At 69.2% G+C, this 15,792-nt stretch carries 14 protein-coding genes; 9 read left to right on the top strand and 5 right to left on the bottom strand.

The features are described from left to right. Nucleotides 1–4: 4 nt before the first annotated feature. Together M6D93_RS10940 and M6D93_RS10935 are read right to left on the bottom strand one after the other, a co-directional pair. A complete protein-coding gene (locus M6D93_RS10940; protein WP_249769209.1) occupies nucleotides 5–544 on the bottom strand; it encodes a phage baseplate assembly protein V in 540 nt (179 codons plus the stop codon). A 191-nt stretch (nucleotides 545–735) separates the two neighbouring features. Continuing rightward, entirely contained in the window at nucleotides 736–2,196 is a 1,461-nt protein-coding gene (locus M6D93_RS10935) for an SDR family oxidoreductase (RefSeq protein WP_249769208.1), read from the bottom strand. A gap of 105 nt (nucleotides 2,197–2,301) precedes the next feature. Here M6D93_RS10935 and M6D93_RS10930 point away from each other — a divergent pair, with 105 nt between their 5' ends. The 3 genes from M6D93_RS10930 (at nucleotide 2,302) to M6D93_RS10920 (ending at nucleotide 5,711) form a co-directional block, all read left to right on the top strand. After that, nucleotides 2,302–2,922 (top strand): class I SAM-dependent methyltransferase, encoded by a 621-nt coding sequence (locus M6D93_RS10930; RefSeq protein ID WP_249769207.1) that lies wholly within the window; start codon nucleotides 2,302–2,304, stop codon nucleotides 2,920–2,922. A gap of 105 nt (nucleotides 2,923–3,027) precedes the next feature. Beyond that, nucleotides 3,028–5,133, top strand: a complete 2,106-nt coding sequence (gene thrS / locus M6D93_RS10925; RefSeq protein ID WP_249769206.1) for a threonine--tRNA ligase — start codon at nucleotides 3,028–3,030, stop codon at nucleotides 5,131–5,133. After that, nucleotides 5,130–5,711, top strand: a complete 582-nt coding sequence (locus M6D93_RS10920) for an HIT family protein (protein ID WP_249769205.1) — start codon at nucleotides 5,130–5,132, stop codon at nucleotides 5,709–5,711. The genes thrS and M6D93_RS10920 overlap by 4 nt, the downstream gene beginning before the upstream one ends. Nucleotides 5,712–5,893: 182 nt before the next feature. On the opposite strand, the gene M6D93_RS10915 is transcribed toward M6D93_RS10920, so the two are convergent. The 3 genes from M6D93_RS10915 to M6D93_RS10905 all read right to left on the bottom strand — a co-directional run bounded on the left by M6D93_RS10915 (nucleotide 5,894) and on the right by M6D93_RS10905 (nucleotide 10,139). Further along, nucleotides 5,894–6,343, bottom strand: coding sequence for a peroxiredoxin (locus tag M6D93_RS10915; protein ID WP_249769204.1), 450 nt, complete (start codon nucleotides 6,341–6,343; stop codon nucleotides 5,894–5,896). Nucleotides 6,344–6,419: 76 nt separating this feature from the next. After that, nucleotides 6,420–7,886: a lytic transglycosylase domain-containing protein gene (locus tag M6D93_RS10910; RefSeq protein WP_249769203.1), complete on the bottom strand. Its 1,467-nt coding sequence runs from the start codon at nucleotides 7,884–7,886 to the stop codon at nucleotides 6,420–6,422. 141 nt (nucleotides 7,887–8,027) lie between these two features. After that, the gene (locus M6D93_RS10905; protein ID WP_249769202.1) at nucleotides 8,028–10,139 is read right to left on the bottom strand and encodes an elongation factor G-like protein EF-G2; all 2,112 of its coding nucleotides are present in this window, start codon (nucleotides 10,137–10,139) and stop codon (nucleotides 8,028–8,030) included. An 82-nt stretch (nucleotides 10,140–10,221) separates the two neighbouring features. On the opposite strand from M6D93_RS10905, the gene pgsA reads away from it, so the two are divergent. From pgsA to pdxS, 6 genes are all read left to right on the top strand, one after another. Beyond that, nucleotides 10,222–10,848: a phosphatidylinositol phosphate synthase gene (gene pgsA, locus M6D93_RS10900; protein WP_249769201.1), complete on the top strand. Its 627-nt coding sequence runs from the start codon at nucleotides 10,222–10,224 to the stop codon at nucleotides 10,846–10,848. Continuing rightward, nucleotides 10,845–11,861, top strand: coding sequence for a phosphatidylinositol mannoside acyltransferase (locus tag M6D93_RS10895; RefSeq protein WP_249769200.1), 1,017 nt, complete (start codon nucleotides 10,845–10,847; stop codon nucleotides 11,859–11,861). The genes pgsA and M6D93_RS10895 overlap by 4 nt, the downstream gene beginning before the upstream one ends. Nucleotides 11,862–11,864: 3 nt before the next feature. Then, on the top strand, nucleotides 11,865–12,992 hold the full coding sequence (locus M6D93_RS10890; RefSeq protein WP_249769199.1) for a glycosyltransferase family 4 protein: 1,128 nt from the start codon (nucleotides 11,865–11,867) through the stop codon (nucleotides 12,990–12,992). 58 nt (nucleotides 12,993–13,050) lie between these two features. Further along, nucleotides 13,051–13,641 carry a LemA family protein gene (locus tag M6D93_RS10885; RefSeq protein ID WP_249769198.1) on the top strand — a complete coding sequence of 197 codons (591 nt, stop codon included), beginning with the start codon at nucleotides 13,051–13,053 and terminating at the stop codon, nucleotides 13,639–13,641. Between the two features lie 10 nt (nucleotides 13,642–13,651). Next, nucleotides 13,652–14,734, top strand: a complete 1,083-nt coding sequence (locus tag M6D93_RS10880; RefSeq protein ID WP_249769196.1) for a DUF3048 domain-containing protein — start codon at nucleotides 13,652–13,654, stop codon at nucleotides 14,732–14,734. Between the two features lie 131 nt (nucleotides 14,735–14,865). After that, on the top strand, nucleotides 14,866–15,792 hold the full coding sequence (gene pdxS / locus M6D93_RS10875) for a pyridoxal 5'-phosphate synthase lyase subunit PdxS (protein ID WP_249769195.1): 927 nt from the start codon (nucleotides 14,866–14,868) through the stop codon (nucleotides 15,790–15,792).

Genomic DNA, 15,792 nt, shown 5'->3' with positions numbered 1-15,792 from the left:
GATATCAGTGGTTGGCCCGCTGCTGGTAACTCGGCGAGACCATTCCGCGGCTGGCCACGACGGTGGCGGCGCTCAACGTCCCGTCGACCGACAGCTCAGCGGTTCGGACTCTGACCACCGGAGCGGTTACCTCCACCGACGTGGGCGCCGTGATCCGGACCGCGGCCTCGGACACCACCACGCTGGTGCCGTTCGGGTGCGTAAGTGAGATCGTCTGGGCGCGCTCGTCGATGTCGATGCGCTCGCCCCTGGGACCGGTCAGACTGATCTGTTGTGCCTCCGGCCACTGGCTGCTGGCATCCAACCGTTGGCCCGCCCAGATCGGATACCGGGAATCGCCCGCCTCGAACTCGATCCAAACCGAAGCTCCCACCGGTGGCAGGTTCAGCAAGCCGGTGTTGGGCGCCATGAACGGCAGGCAGGCTTCGGCCCACGCCGGCTCCTCGCCCAGCACCGCCGGGCACGACACCAGGATGCGCCCGATCAGCAGCGGATCACGGTTGTCGACGACAGTGCCCCGAAACTTGCCGAACTGCGGATTCATCAGCGCCTCCACTGCGCGCCGAACGGCGCACAGGTTCGGGCCAAGCATGCGCCCAGATCAAGTGGACTGACTAGCCCGCGAGCAGACTGCCGAGTGTCTACCTTCCGCAATACCCGGACCGCCCAGACATTTCGCCGACGGAGCGGAGCAGGTTCGCCCGAATGCGGCTCCAGGACCTGGTCGTGGGAACGTCAATGGCTCTCGGCTCGGCGCGCAACCGCCCGCAGCATCGCAGAGAAGATCAGCGGGTGCGACGGGGCGACCGCCCGCCAGTACAGGTGACCGGCGATCCCTCGCGGGTAGAACGTCAGCCGTTGCGTGATCTCGCTTCGCTGGGCGCCGTCCGGGGTCACGTGGAATTCCAACCAGGCCACTCCGGGCAGTTTCATCTCCGCCCGCAGGCGCAACAGTTCCGGTGCGGCGACCTCCTCCACACGCCAGAAGTCCAGTGCGTCGCCAACCCGCAGCGAGTTCGGATCACGACGCCCCGGGCGCAGTCCTGGCCCACCCGCGACCCGGTCGGCCAGGCCGCGGACCCGCCACAGCGACCGCAGACCGTAGAAGTCCTGCTCGCCGCCCATCCGCTCGATGCCGGTCCACACCTGCTCGGGGGTCCCGTTCACGGTGCGCCGACGTTCGTCGGTGTACAGAGTCCCTCCGGCCCAGTCCGGGTCCGACGGGAAGGGCTCGCTCGGTGCCCGGACCGCCCCGCTCTCCGTCCAGCGCGTGGTCACCTTCGCCTCGCGCACCCGCTGCAGCGCCAGTGCGACGGCATCCTCGAACCCGAGCAGCCCACCGGGAGGGTCGGGCACATAGTCGGCGATGTCGTCCTCCCGGCAGATCACTTCGGTGCGCAGCGACTGCACGAGCGGCCGGGCCAGCGCCGCGGGGACCGGGGTGATGAGGCCGACCCAATGACTGGACAGCCTGGGAGTGAGCAACGGCGAGCCGACGATGATCCGCTTGTGCAGGCCCGCGACAGCGGCATAGCGCTGCATCATCTCGCGGTAGGTCAGTACGTCCGGGCCGCCGATGTCGAACGTGCGATTGATTCCGGCCGGGAATTCCGCGGCCGCGACGAGGTAGCGCAGCACGTCGCGGACCGCGATCGGCTGGATGCGGGTGCTCAGCCACTTCGGTGTGATCATCGCCGGCAGCCGCTCGGTGAGGTAGCGCAGCATCTCGAACGACGCGGACCCGCTGCCGATGATGACCGCTGCCCGGAGTACGACGGCAGGTACCGAGGAGTTCAGGAAGATGGTCCCGACCTCGGCGCGGGAGGCCAGGTGCTCGGAGACCTCGGCGGCGTTCTCGTCGGCCAGGCCACCGAGGTAGACGATGCGGCCGACCCCCGCTCGCTCGGCAGAGGCCGCGAAGTTCTCGGCCACGACCCGGTCCTGTTCGGCGAACTTCGACCCGGTACCGATGGAGTGGATCAGGAAGTAGGCCACCTCGACCTCGTGCATCGCGTTGGCGAGGTCCTCGGGTTCGGCCGCATCCGCCGTGACGATCTCGACCTCATCGGCCCACGGCAATCCGTCGAGCCTGCCTTTGGTGTGGGTCATCGCGCGTACCTGGTGCCCGGCCTCGATCAGCTGTGGCACCAGTCGCCCACCGATGTAGCCGGTGGCTCCGCTCACTAGAACTCGCATGTCGCAGTCGCGTCCTGTTCGTTCCGGCGCCTGTGAGTTCAGGGCTGTTCTGCTCACCGTAGCCTCGCGTGGCCACCCATTGCCTCGTGAGCCATGATGGGCAGCGTGGACAGTGCCGCCTGGGACGAGCGTTATGCCGCCGCCGAGCTCGTCTGGTCAGGTGGTCCCAATCAGTTCGTGGCGACCGAGTTGGCCGACCTGGCACCCGGGCGTGCTCTGGATTTGGGCGCCGGGGAGGGGAGAAACGCGCTGTGGCTGGCCCAGGCGGGATGGGCGGTCACCGTGGTCGACTTCAGCCGGGTAGCGCTGGACAAGGGCCGGCGACGGGCGGAGGGCGTGCTGGGTCACGCCGCCGGACTGCTCGCCTGGCACCATGCCGATCTACTGGACTACCAGCCCGAGCCGGCCGCATTCGACCTGGCCCTGATCTGTTACCTACAGGTCGCGCCCGAGCCGCGCCGCCGGATTCTGCACCGCGCGGCCGAGGCGCTGGCTCAGGGTGGGACCCTGCTGGTCATCGGCCACGACTCGACCAACCTGACCGATGGCGTCGGCGGCCCCCAGGACGCCGCGGTGCTCTACAGCCCGGATGACGTCGTGACCGATCTGGCTCTTACCGGGGTCAGCCTGCGCGTGGAGCGAGCCGAGCGGGTGCAGCGAATGGTCGACGGCGCCGACCGCCCCGCGATCGACGTGCTGGTACGTGCGCTGGCCCTGGGCGAATGATCGCCGGTGCGGGCTCGCCCCGGGAATCCGTTCTCGGCCCACCACTAACATGAGCCCCGAGGTTCGCGCGTTCCTGCGCGGCCCGCAGCGACTCGAGGAGAAAACGTGTCCAGTTCCGTGGCGCCCGCAGCAGCTCAGCCGGATCCCCGGCCGACTCTGACGGTGGCCGCGGGCACCACGCCCCGGGCAGCACTGGAATCGGCCGCCGCGGCCGGTGTTGCCGGCAGCGACGTCAACGGGCCGTCGGGTGCCGTCGTGGTCCGCGATTCCGCGGGCGCGCTGCGCGACCTGGACGTTCCCTTCGAGACCGAGGACACCGTCGAACCTGTAGCGATCGACTCGCCGGACGGCCTGAACGTGCTGCGCCACTCGACCGCGCACGTGATGGCCCAGGCCGTGCAGGAACTGTTCCCCAACACCCTGCTGGGCATCGGGCCGCCGGTCGAGAACGGTTTCTACTACGACTTCCTGCCGTCTCGGCCGTTCACGCCAGAGGACCTGTCGGCCATCGAGAAGAAGATGACCGAGATCATCAAGGCGGCGCAGCGCTTTTCCCGTCGTGAGATCGCCGACGACGACGCGCGTTCGGAGTTGGCGCACGAGAAGTTCAAACTCGAGCTGATCGGCCTGAAGGGCGGCGGCGAGGCGGACAGTCCGGAGGCGGGAAACTACACGGCGTCGGAGTTGGACGCCGAGGAGGCCTCGCAGGTGGGCGGCGGCCGGTTGACCATGTACGACAACGTCAACAAGGACGGCTCGCTGGCCTGGACCGATCTGTGCCGCGGTCCGCACCTGCCGACCACTCGTCGGATCCCGGCGTTCAAGCTGATGCGCACGGCAGCGGCTTACTGGCGTGGTGACCAGAAGAATGAGCAACTGCAGCGGATCTACGGCACGGCCTGGCCGTCGAAAGACGCGCTGAAGGAGTACCTGAACCGTCTGGAGGAGGCGGCCAAGCGCGACCACCGCAAGCTCGGCGTCGAGCTCGATCTGTTCAGTTTCCCCGACGAACTCGGGTCCGGCCTTGCGGTGTTTCATCCCAAGGGCGGCATCCTGCGGCGGGAACTGGAAGGCTACGTCCGGCAGCGGCACATCGACGAAGGCTTCGACTTCGTCAACACCCCGCACATCAGCAAGGACGGCCTGTTCCACACCTCCGGTCATCTGCCTTACTACGCCGACACGATGTTTCCCCCGATGGATCTGGAGGGAAGTGAGTACCGGCTCAAGGCCATGAACTGCCCGATGCACAATCTGATCTACCGATCCCGCGGACGCTCTTACCGGGAACTGCCGCTGCGGCTGTTCGAGTTCGGCTCCGTGTACCGGTACGAGATGTCCGGCGTGGTGCACGGACTGACCCGGGTACGGGGTATGACGCAGGACGACTCGCACACCTACTGCACCCCGGAGCAGGCACCGGGGGAGATCAAGCTGCTGCTGAACTTCCTGCTGGGCCTGTTGCGAGATTTCGGGCTGGACGACTTCTACCTCGAGCTGTCCACCCGCGACCCTAATTCCGACAAGTTCATCGGGTCGGACTCGGATTGGGAGACGGCGACCGCGGTGCTTGAGCAGGCGGCGCTCGACACGGGACTGGAACTGGTGCCCGATCCGGGCGGCGCCGCCTTCTACGGCCCGAAGGTTTCCGTGCAGGCGCGCGACGCGATCGGCCGGACCTGGCAGATGTCGACCGTGCAGTACGACTTCAACCAGCCCGCGCGCTTCGAACTGGAATACCAGTCCTCCGACGGCTCGCGCCAGCAACCGGTCATGATCCATTCGGCCAAGTTCGGGTCGATCGAGCGCTTCATCGGGGTGCTGACCGAGCACTACGCGGGTGCGTTCCCGGCGTGGCTGGCACCGGTCCAGGCGATCGCGATTCCCGTCTCCGACGACCAGATCGACTATCTCCTCGACGTCGCCGCCACCCTCAAGAAGGCCGGAATTCGCGTCGAGGTGGACGCCAGCTCCGAGCGCATGCAGAAGAAGATTCGGTCGGCGCAGCAGGCGAAAGTGCCGTTCATGCTGATCGCGGGTGCGCAGGATGTCGACAACCGTGCGGTGTCCTTCCGCTATCGCGACGGCGAGCAGCGCAACGGCGTCCCCATCGAGCAGGCCGTTGCCGAGATCGCCGACTTCGTCGCGCGGCGGGTCAATTCCTCGCCGACCGCGGCCGATTTCGGAGCCGGCACGGGTCCTCGATCGTGACCGCACCGGTCGAGTCCGGGGCATCCCATCCCGGCGAGCTCGCTGAGCCGTATGAGTTCGCCGGAGTTCCGGACGCCTTCCAACGACTGTGGACGCCACACCGGATGGTCTATATCGGGGGCGAGGGCAAGCCGCAGTCCGACGCCGAGCACCACTGCCCGTTCTGCGAGATCCCGTCCCGGTCCGACGACGACGGCTTGATCGTCGCTCGCGGCGAGCTGGTGTTCGCCGTGCTCAACCTGTACCCCTACAACCCCGGGCACCTGATGACGGTGCCCTACCGCCACATCGCCGACTTCACCGAACTGACCCCGGACGAGGGTGCGGAGTTGTCGTTGTTCGTGCAGCAGTCGATGATCGCGTTGCGCGCTGCGGCCAACCCGATGGGGTTCAACATCGGGATCAACCAGGGCGTCGTCGGCGGTGCAGGGATTGCGGCGCACCTGCACCAGCATGTCGTGCCCCGGTGGGGCGGTGACATGAACTTCATGCCCATCGTCGGGCACACCCGGGTGTTGCCCCAGTTGTTGCACGAGACCCGTGCCCTGATCGCCGAAGCCTGGCCCGCCACGCGTTGAGGTTGCCCTTGTTGCGCGCGTGCGGGCGTTGAGGTTGCCCTTGTTGCACCCGTCCACGCGTTGAGGTTGCCCTTGTTGCGCGCGTCCGGGCGTTGAGGTTGCCCTCGTTGCACCCGTCCGGACGTTGAAGTTGCCCTTGTTGCACCCGTACGGACGTTGAGGTTGCCCTTGTTGCTCAGGAGCTAGGGCCGAGCCAAGACTTTCAGCGCTTCGTCGGCATGCAGATCCATGTTGAGTTCGCTCGAGATCTCAGCGATCAGGCGGGAGTCGGTTCCGATGACGAACGTGTGTCGCTTGACCGGCAGCGGGCCGAAGCGCCGCTTGACCCCGAACTGCTTGGCCACGGCGCCGTCGGCGTCGGACAGCAGCGGGTAGTCGAACCCATTCAGCTCGGCGAATTGCTTCTGGGTGGCAATCGAGTCGGTCGAGATGCCCACTCGCTGGGCTCCGAGAGCGGCGAATTCCGCGGCGAGATCGCGGAAATGGCAGCTTTCCTTCGTGCACCCGCCCGTCATCGCGGCTGGATAGAAGAACAGCACGACCGGCCCGTCCAAGAGCAACTCTGACAGCTGGCGATTCTTGCCGTTCTGGTCGGGGAGTTCGAAGTCGGCAATCTGATCGCCCTGTTTCATCTAGTGATCCTTCTCCCGGTTTGCTGGCATCGTGGCTGGCATCGTCACTGGCATCGGCGCCCGTTGGCTGGCGCGGTCAGTGGTTCGGACACGGCGCCGGAATCAGATTGCCGAGCAACCCGGTCACCGTGCACACGGTGCTGGTGACCACCCCGCCCACGGGGCTGGGGATCGAGGACGGCGCTGCGGGCGAGGTCGGCAGAACCGAGGGCACACCGGCCGCGGGCGAGGTGGCCGGAGCCGGAGCCGGAGACGGTGTGGACCCGCCACCACCACCAGCGCCCGCGCCGCCACCTGCCGGCGAGCCGGAGCCCGAAGTTGTGCCACCTGCCGCAGCTCCGGAGCCGGCCGCAGTTCCCGAGCCAGAACCCGAGCCAGAACGAGAACCAGAGCCAGAACCCGAGCCAGAACCCGAGCCAGAATTAGGCCCAGAGCCGGCGCCGGATCCGCGCCGGGAGGTAGTGGGTGCGGAGGCCGACGGCGTGGCGGCGGGCTCGATCGCGCTGGCCGCGCCGGGGTTGACCGGCGGCACGAAGCCGGCGTCCACCGGGGGCAGCGGCCCGGTCGTGTTGCCGGTGACCGGCCCCGTGATCGGGGTGCCCGCAGCGTAGGCGCGCGCCGTTGCCAGCACCAGCGCCAGATACTCATCCGAGTGGTTGTAGGCCAGGACGGCCCGCCGCTGGCCGGCGTCTGTGCGCAGATTTCCCCCGGCCGCGCACAAGTAGCGGGCGGCACCGAGCGCGGCATCGTTGATGTCGAACGGATTGGCCACGCCGTCGCCGTCCCCATCGGCTCCGTAGGCCATCCAGGTGGACGGAATGAACTGCATCGGACCGACCGCATGGTCATAGACCGGGTCACCGTCCAGCCGGCCGGCGTCGGTGTCGGCGATGTAATCCCACTTGTTGCCGTCCAGGGCCTGCCCGATGATCGGGATGCTCGACGTTCCGTCCGCCAGTAGCGCGGCGCCGCCGTAGCGGCCGTGATCGGACTCCACCCGACCGATGCCCGCCAGCAGGGACCAGTCGATCCCACACGACGGCTGCACGGAGGCCATCCGGGCAGCGGCCACCCGGTAGGCGTTCAGGGCGACCGACGGTATGCCGTTGGCGGCGAGCGCGGACACGGACCTGGGGTCGGCGGCCCGCGGCTTGGCGACCCTCACCGGCTGGGCGGTGATGACCTTCGCGCCGCGGGGTGCACCGCGGGACAGATCGGTCACGCTGGTGATGCTGCGGACGGGGGAGCCGGTTCCGGCGCCCGGCCGCTGGGCCGTCGCGGTGTCGGCGGACTTCCGGCCGGTCTGGGCGTCACCGGCCGAGGACGTCGTGAGCAGGCCGAGCGCCAGCGCCACCCCGACGGCGAGCAGGGCCTTGGGGATCGCCGGGCTCAGCCGCGACGGGCTCGGCAGCCAGCCGCCGAGGCTCGGTCCCGGGTTGGTCACGCCGACCGCCGCGTGGCGTGGCGCGGACGGGCGGCGGCGCGGGCCGCGGTGCGGGCGGGTGCGCGGACTTCCCTGCGTGCTGCGGACCGGATCGGACATGGTGGTTGGTGCCTTCCGCTGAACCGACGTCGAGGGGTCGATGTCGGTTCAACGACTGGGTTACCGGCGGGTTACTTACCGGAAACCTGTCGACCAACCAGACGCTGCGCGCTCCCTGCCGTCAGAGCTGGCGCGCGAACCTCAGCCGAGCATGGCCGCGGCCACCGCCGCGGGTGCCGGCTCGTGGCGCAGGTAGCTGCGGCGGAACGTCCCGGCACCGGCGCTGAGCGAGCGCAGGGTGATCGGGTAGCGGAGCAGTTCCACTGCGGGAACCTCCGCGCGGACGACACTGCGGTTGCCCGGACGGTTCGAGGCGAGCGGCTCGGAGCCGCTGACCCGCCCCCGGCGTGCCGACAGATCCGACATGACGGCGCCGATGTGCTCGTCGGTCACGATGATCTCGACCGCGTCGATAGGTTCGAGGAGCTTGACCGAGCCTGCGGCCGCTGCTTCCTTGACCGCCAGGGCGGCGGCCACCTGGAACGCCGCGTCGGAGGAATCGACACTGTGGGCCTTGCCGTCGAACAGCGTGACCTGGACGTCGGTGACCGGGACACCCGAGGTGATGCCGTGCGCCAGCTGGGCACGGGCGCCCTTCTCCACCGAAGGGATGAACTGGTTGGGCACCGCGCCGCCGACGACCTTGTCGACGAACGTGACACCGCTGCCCCTGGGCAACGGGCTTATCTCCAGATCGCAGACGGCGTACTGGCCGTGGCCCCCGGACTGCTTGACCTGCCGGCCGTGGCCGCGGGCGGTGTCGGCGAAGGTCGCCAGCAACTCCACCCGGACGGGTTCGGTGACCAGCGCGGCGCCGCCGGCCCGTAGCCGGGCCAGGACCACCTCGCTGTGTGCCTCGCCCAGACACCACAGCACCAGTTGCCCGGTGTGTGCGTTGCGCTCGATCCGCAGCCCCGGATCGGAGGCGGCGAGCCGGTTGAGCGCCTTGGCCAACGGGTCCTCGTCGTTCGGCGTCGCCGGCCGGAGGGCGATCGGCAACAGCGGGTCGGGCATGACCCAGGGCTGGATGAGCATCGGGTACGACTGCGCCGAGATGGTGTCGCCGGTTTCGGCAGTGGCCAGCCGGGCGATCACGCACAGGTCACCGGCGACCGCCGCATCGATGGGTTCCAGTGCGCAGCTGAGCAGCGCCGCGGACCGCTCGTCCAGGTCGTGATCTGGATGGCCTCGTGACTCGCCCCCGTGACCGGAGACGTGCAGCGCGGTATCGGCGCGGACGGTGCCCGAGAACAGCCGGACCAGTGAGACCCGTCCGAGGTACGGATCGAGGTAGCTGCGCACGACCTCGCCGGCCAACGGCCCGTCCGGGTCACAGTGCAGCTCGGGCAACGTCTGGCCATCGGGCGTGGTGCACACCGGTGCCGGTCGTTCCAGTGGCGTCGGGAATCCGCTGACCATCAGCTCCAGCAGCTCGCTCAGTCCCAGACCGGTCGTCGCCGACACCGGGATGACCGGATGGAAATGCCCCCGTCCGACTGCGGTGTGCAGATCGTGCGAGAGCATCTCGGGGTCCAAGCTCGCTCCGGACAGGTACCGGTCCAGGAGCGTCTCATCTTCGCTTTCGGCGATCACCGCCTCGATGAGGGCCGATCGGTCCTCGGCGAAGACGTCCTGCGCGCTGGACAGCAATCCGACCAGGCCGTCCCCGTCCGGGCCGGGCTGATACAGCGGCAGCACGGCATTGCCACCCAACTCGCCGAAGGCGTCCCGGCAGGCGGCCAGGGTGGCGGGCAGGTCCGCGCGCGGCGCATCGAGCCGGTTCACCACCACCGCCCGGGGCATGCCGATCGCGGCGCACTCCTCCCAGAGCGCGAGGGTCGTCTCGTCGAGACTGTCTGCGGCCGAAACCACGAACAACGCGGCGTCCGCGGCGCGCAGGCCGGCCCGCAGCTCTCCGACGAAATCGGCGAAGCCCGGCGTGTCGAGCAGGTTGATCCGCACCGCGGTCTCCCCGGAGCCGTACTGGATCGGGCAGGCCGCCAGGAAGACCGAACGCTGCTGGGCCACTTCGACCGGATCGGCGTCGCAGACCGTGGTCCCCTCCGCGATCGAACCGGCGCGGCCGATCATGCCGACGTGCGCGAGCAGGTACTCGACGAGCGTCGTCTTGCCGACGCCGCAATGGCCGACCAGGGCGACATTGCGGATCTCGGCCGGACGGCTCGCCGGACGGATGCCCGCGCGCACATTTGGTGCCTTGCTCGCCGTCTTGCCCGCTGTCTTCATCGACATCATCGATCACCTCGATTTCGCCTGATCGCATTCGACACCCACGCCGGGCGGAGGACAACCCCCGGGCCGGTATCTTTGGGCAGTGCTGAATGTGCTCCGGGCCCCGCTGTCCAAGGTCGTCGACCCGCTGGGGCGGTCACTGGCCAACGCCGGCGTCACCCCGGACATGGTCACGGTGTTCGGCACCATCGGCGCCACGGCCGCTGCCCTCGGCTTCTATACGCGCGGCAGTTTCTTCACCGGCACGCTGCTCATCTGGTTCTTCGTGATGCTCGACATGGTCGACGGCGCGATCGCCCGGGTAGCCGGTCTGAGTAGCCGGTTCGGCGCGGTGCTCGACTCCTCCTGCGACCGGATCGCCGACGCGGCGGTGTTCGCGACGCTGGCCTGGTGGTTCGCCCGGCACGACCACCCCGCCCTGCTTGCCGCCAGCCTGCTCTGCCTGGTCCTGGGGTCGTTGACGTCCTACATCAAGGCTCGCGCCGAAGGAATGGGCATGACCGCCAACGTCGGGATCGCCGAACGCGCCGAACGTCTCGTGATCGTGCTCGTGGGCACCGGGCTCACCGGCTGGCCCTTCCAGGTGCCCTACGCCCAGGCGATCGCGTTGTGGCTGCTCGTCGCGGCATCGACGATCACGGTGGCGCAGCGGTTCGCGACCGTCTACAAGCAGGCCCGCGCACAACCGGCGGCCGGGCTCGGTTCGTGAAGTCCCTGCCCTCCCGGGAGCGGGTCACCGACGGCCTGACCGACTTCGGCTACTCGGCGGCTTGGAAGCTCGTCCGCGCACTGCCGGAGCCCGCGGCGCGGCGTGCTTTCGAGCGGGTGGCGGATCTGGCCACCCATCGCGACGGGCGATCGGTTCAGCAGTTGCGGAAGAACCTGCGTCGGGTGCTGGGCCCGCAGCGCAGCGAGGACGAGCTGGCGGCGGCGGTGCGCGAGGGCATGCGCAGCTACGCCCGGTACTGGCTGGAGACCTTCCGCCTGCCGTCGATGGACATCGACCGGGTCCTGGCCGACGTCCACACCGAGGGCTACGAGCACCTCGAGACGGCGGCGGCCGCGGGACGCGGTGTGGTGGTCGCTCTTCCGCACAGCGGGAACTGGGACGTGGCCGGTCTGTGGCTGATTCAACGCGGCCACCCGTTCACCACGGTCGCCGAACGGTTGAAGCCGGAAACTCTCTTCGACAAGTTCGTCGCCTATCGCGAGGGCCTGGGCATGGAGGTGCTCGCCCTCACCGGTGGCCCTCACCCGCCCTTGGACGTGCTCAAGCAGCGCCTTCGGGCCGGCGGGGTCGTCTGCCTCGTGGCTGACCGGGATCTGTCCCGCAGCGGCATCGAGGTCGAGTTCTTCGGCGAGCCGACGCGGATGCCGGCCGGACCCTCGCTGCTGGCGGCGACCACCGGAGCAGCCCTGCTCCCCGTGCACCTGAATTACCGTGGCCGCGGGTGGGAGCAATACATCGGGGCTCCCGTGGACCTCGGACCGGGTCGGCTGCGGGAGCAATTGGCGGTCGGTACTCAGGCGCTGGCCGACGTCTTCGCCGAGCGGATCGCCCGCCACCCGAGTGACTGGCACATGATGCAGCGACTGTGGCTGGCCGATCTGGACCAGGCCCGGCTGGCGGCCGCACCCGCCGCACCGGCCGCACCCGCCGCACCGGCCGCACCGGCCGCACCCGCCGCACCGGCCGCACCTATCTCCGCCGGGGGCGAGTGAGCAATGCGGATCGGCATCGTCTGCCCTTACTCATGGGACATTCCCGGCGGCGTGCAGGCCCACGTTCGAGATCTCGCCGAGACCCTGATCAGCCTCGGACACGCCGTGTCCGTGCTGGCTCCGGGCGACGAGGACACGCCCGCTCTGCCGGACTACGTCGTAGCCGCGGGCAAGACGGTGCCGATTCCCTACAACGGCTCGGTAGCCCGCTTGCAGTTCGGCCTGGTCTCGGCGACCCGGGTTCGTCGCTGGCTGCGTGACGGTGAGTTCGACGTCGTGCACGTGCATGAGCCGGCGCCGCCGAGCCTGTCCCTGCTCACCGTGCTGCTGGCCGACGCTCCGCTGGTGGCGACCTTTCACTCGTCCTCGGAGCGGTCCCGCTTCCTGGCCATGTTCGACGGCGTGGTGCAGGCCGTTCTGGAGCGCCTGTCGGGCCGGATCGCGGTCTCCCAGGCCGCCCGCAAGATGATCATGGTTCACCTCGGGGCGGACGCCGTCGTGATCCCGAACGGCGTCGCCGTGTCCGCCTACGCCCAGGCCGAGCCGCTGGCCGGCTACCCGCGGGACCCGGTCCGGGGCGGCACGGTCGGGTTCATCGGTCGCTACGACGAGCCCCGCAAGGGGATGAGCGTGCTGCTCGAGGCCCTGCAGGAGTTGATCGTGACGCGCCCGGGCATCGAGCTGCTGGTGGCCGGGCGGGGCGATGAGGACGATTTCTTACGCGAGCTGCCGCAGGAGCTGAGCGGGGCGGTGCGGATGCTCGGCATGGTGAGCGAGCCGGAGAAGGCGAGCCTGCTGCGCAGCGTGGACGTCTACGTGGCGCCGAACACCGGCGGGGAGAGCTTCGGCATCATCCTGCTGGAGGCGATGGCCGCCCGGACGGCGATCGTGGCCAGCGACCTCGACGCGTTCTCGCGGGTGCTGGACGACGGCCGGGCGGGCGTGCTGTTCCCGACGCGCGACGCCGCCGCCCTGGCCGGGGCCCTGGAGTCGGTGCTCGCCGACCCCGCCCTTCGGGGTCAGTTGGCCGAGGCCAGCGCCGAAGTCGTCCGTCCCTACGACTGGGGCGTCGTCGCCACCCAGATCCTGCGCGTGTACGAGATCGCTATCGCCGGGTCCGTCCCGGTCTGAGCGCCGGCCGCCCGCGAGATTTCGGGCGCACCGCCTGGCTGACCTAGGGTGTTGTCCTATGTTGTCGGTCGGCTGGCTGATCGCGGCCGTGCTGGTCGCCATCGTGCTGACCCTCTGGGTGAGCTTCACCCTGACGCGGCTGGATCGGCTGCACGCGCGGGTCGACGCCGCGCAGGCGGCCCTGGATTCCCAGCTTGTCCGGCGCGCGGCGGCGTTGCAGCACGTGGCCGAGATGCCCGGCAGCCGACTGCCCCGGCAACAGGCCGACCAACTCGCCGAGGTCGCTCAGCACGCCCTCGCGCCGGATCAGCGGGACCGCCCGGCGGCCGAGAACCGACTGGGCCGGGCACTGCGTGAGCTGGCCGGCAGCGTCGCGTTGTTACCGGCCGCCGCGGTGGAGGAACTGTCGGAATCAGCTACGAGAGTCGTGATCGCTCGGCGGTTCTACAACGATGCGGTGCGCGACACTCGTACGCTCCGGGCGCGCCGGATGCCCCGGATGCTGCACCTGGCGGGCTACCGGGAGCTGCCGCAGTACTTCGACATCGATGACAGCAGCCCGTTCGACGGGCCGACCGAGGGCGAGCCGGACCCGTTCCCCCTGCCCGTGACCGCACGACCGGAAGACCGAACGGTCGAAGAAGAATGAGGAGTAGTTCATGGCACCCGCCATTTCCAAGCGCACCGCACTCGTCGGAACGGGTGTGGTCGCAGTCCTGGTCCTCGGCACGGCAGCCGCGGTCGCGCTGACCGGTAAGGACGCCAAACCGGCGGCGAATCCGGCCACGTCGACCTCGTCCACACCCAAGGCGTCCACGACCCCCTCGCCCTCCCCGGCACCGAGCAAGCCGACCGCCAAGCCCGTCGCTGCCGTCAACCCACTCACCGGCGTCGGCGCCCCGTTCAAGGGCCGGGTGCTGGCGGTCAAGATCGACGACACCGAGAACGGACGGCCGCCGGTCGGACTCGACAAGGCCGACGTCGTCTACATCGAACAGGCTGAAGGTGGCCTGACCCGAATGGTCGCCGTGTTCGGCACCAACCACCCGCTGGTGGAGCCGGTGCGCAGCGTGCGGGCCAGCGACGCGGAGTTGCTCAGTCAGTACGGCCGGATTCAGCTCGTGGCCTCCGGGGGCGGCGGCGACTCGCTGTCGACCCTCGACCGCTCCGTCGTCACCGGCGTCATCAACGATCGCGGCGCGGCCGGCTTCGGCCGGGACGGCAACCGTCCGGCGCCGTACAACCTGACCGCCAACCTCGCTCAGATTGCCGCCAACGCCAAGTCCGGCGGCGCCAAGAACATCGGCTTCACCTGGTCCACCCCCTACTCCCAGCTGGCCCGGGCCAAGGCTGCCCCGACGGTCAGCACCGTCGTCGGCAGCACCTCCGTCACCTTCGCCTACGTACCGTCGGCGCACCGCTACGCCCGCACGATCGGTGGACAGAAGCTGATCGCGGCCGACGGGACGCCGATCGGGGCCGCGAACGTTCTCGTCCAGCTGTGCACCGTCCGCACGAACCCGGCCGATGTCGATGTCATGGGCAACCCGTCGCAGTTCACCGAGACCGTCGGTTCAGGGCCGGTGGTGTTGTTCCGCGACGGTAAGCGCGTCAACGGCACCTGGTCGCGCACGTCGGTCACCGGTATCACGACCTACCGTGACCTGCGCGGCAAGCCGTTGTTCATGCGCCCGGGCGGGGCCACCGTGGTGCTGGCCACGAAGGGCGCGCCCGTCAGCTGACGAATCCGTGCTCGTTTCGGTCCACCGACCGGGGATATACCCGGTCGGGGACCGAAATGGCCACGGAAACCGGTCCATTCGCTGTGCTGTGGCTGGTAAAGAACCTGGTCGGCCGGACGTAGAATCGCGGCATGACTTCTCAGTACGGGGTTGCGCCCGAATCCTCCGGCTCCGAGCACACCGTCGGGACCGCGCGAGTGAAGCGCGGCATGGCCGAGATGCTCAAGGGCGGCGTCATCATGGACGTGGTCACCGCGGAGCAGGCCAAGATCGCCGAGGACGCCGGGGCGGTCGCCGTGATGGCTCTCGAACGTGTTCCCGCCGACATCCGCGCCCAGGGCGGCGTTTCCCGCATGAGCGATCCGGACATGATCGACGGCATCATCGCCGCGGTCTCGATCCCGGTGATGGCCAAGGCTCGGATCGGGCACTTCGTCGAGGCGCAGGTCCTGCAGTCCCTCGGAGTGGACTACATCGACGAGTCCGAGGTGCTCACCCCGGCCGACTACGCCAATCACATCGACAAGTGGCAGTTCACCGTGCCGTTCGTCTGCGGCGCGACGAACCTGGGGGAGGCGCTGCGGCGCATCACCGAGGGCGCGGCGATGATCCGCTCCAAGGGCGAGGCCGGCACCGGTGACGTGTCGAACGCGACCACGCACATGCGCACCATCGGCGCCGAGCTCCGGCGGCTGACCTCGCTCAAGGGCGACGAGCTCTTCGTTGCCGCAAAAGAACTGCAGGCCCCGTACGAGCTGGTGGCCGAGGTGGCCCGCACCGGCAAGCTGCCGGTCGTGATGTTCACCGCGGGCGGCATCGCAACACCGGCCGACGCGGCCATGATGATGCAGCTGGGCGCCGAAGGCGTGTTCGTCGGCTCGGGAATCTTCAAGTCCGGCAATCCGGCCCAGCGCGCCGAGGCGATCGTCAAAGCAACCACGTTCTTCGATGACCCCGACGTGATCGCGAAGGTGTCTCGCGGCCTGGGCGAGGCCATGGTCGGGATCAACGTCGAGGACATCCCGCAGCCGCACCGCCTGGCCGAGCGCGGCTGGTAG

It is taken from the genome of Jatrophihabitans telluris (genome assembly GCF_023516435.1).
Lineage (GTDB): Bacteria > Actinomycetota > Actinomycetes > Mycobacteriales > Jatrophihabitantaceae > Jatrophihabitans_A > Jatrophihabitans_A telluris.
This window is presented reverse-complemented; position numbering and strand designations above follow the sequence as displayed.

Excerpts from the sequence above, each read along its gene's own strand:
- M6D93_RS10890 (WP_249769199.1), top strand. The coding sequence starts at position 11,865 with ATGCGGATCGGCATCGTCTGCCCTTACTCATGGGACATTCCCGGCGGC.
- pdxS (WP_249769195.1), top strand. The coding sequence starts at position 14,866 with ATGACTTCTCAGTACGGGGTTGCGCCCGAATCCTCCGGCTCCGAGCAC.
- M6D93_RS10905 (WP_249769202.1), bottom strand. The coding sequence starts at position 10,139 with ATGTCGATGAAGACAGCGGGCAAGACGGCGAGCAAGGCACCAAATGTG.
- M6D93_RS10940 (WP_249769209.1), bottom strand. The coding sequence starts at position 544 with ATGAATCCGCAGTTCGGCAAGTTTCGGGGCACTGTCGTCGACAACCGT.
- M6D93_RS10885 (WP_249769198.1), top strand. The coding sequence starts at position 13,051 with ATGTTGTCGGTCGGCTGGCTGATCGCGGCCGTGCTGGTCGCCATCGTG.
- M6D93_RS10910 (WP_249769203.1), bottom strand. The coding sequence starts at position 7,886 with ATGTCCGATCCGGTCCGCAGCACGCAGGGAAGTCCGCGCACCCGCCCG.
- M6D93_RS10935 (WP_249769208.1), bottom strand. The coding sequence starts at position 2,196 with ATGCGAGTTCTAGTGAGCGGAGCCACCGGCTACATCGGTGGGCGACTG.
- M6D93_RS10915 (WP_249769204.1), bottom strand. The coding sequence starts at position 6,343 with ATGAAACAGGGCGATCAGATTGCCGACTTCGAACTCCCCGACCAGAAC.
- M6D93_RS10880 (WP_249769196.1), top strand. The coding sequence starts at position 13,652 with ATGGCACCCGCCATTTCCAAGCGCACCGCACTCGTCGGAACGGGTGTG.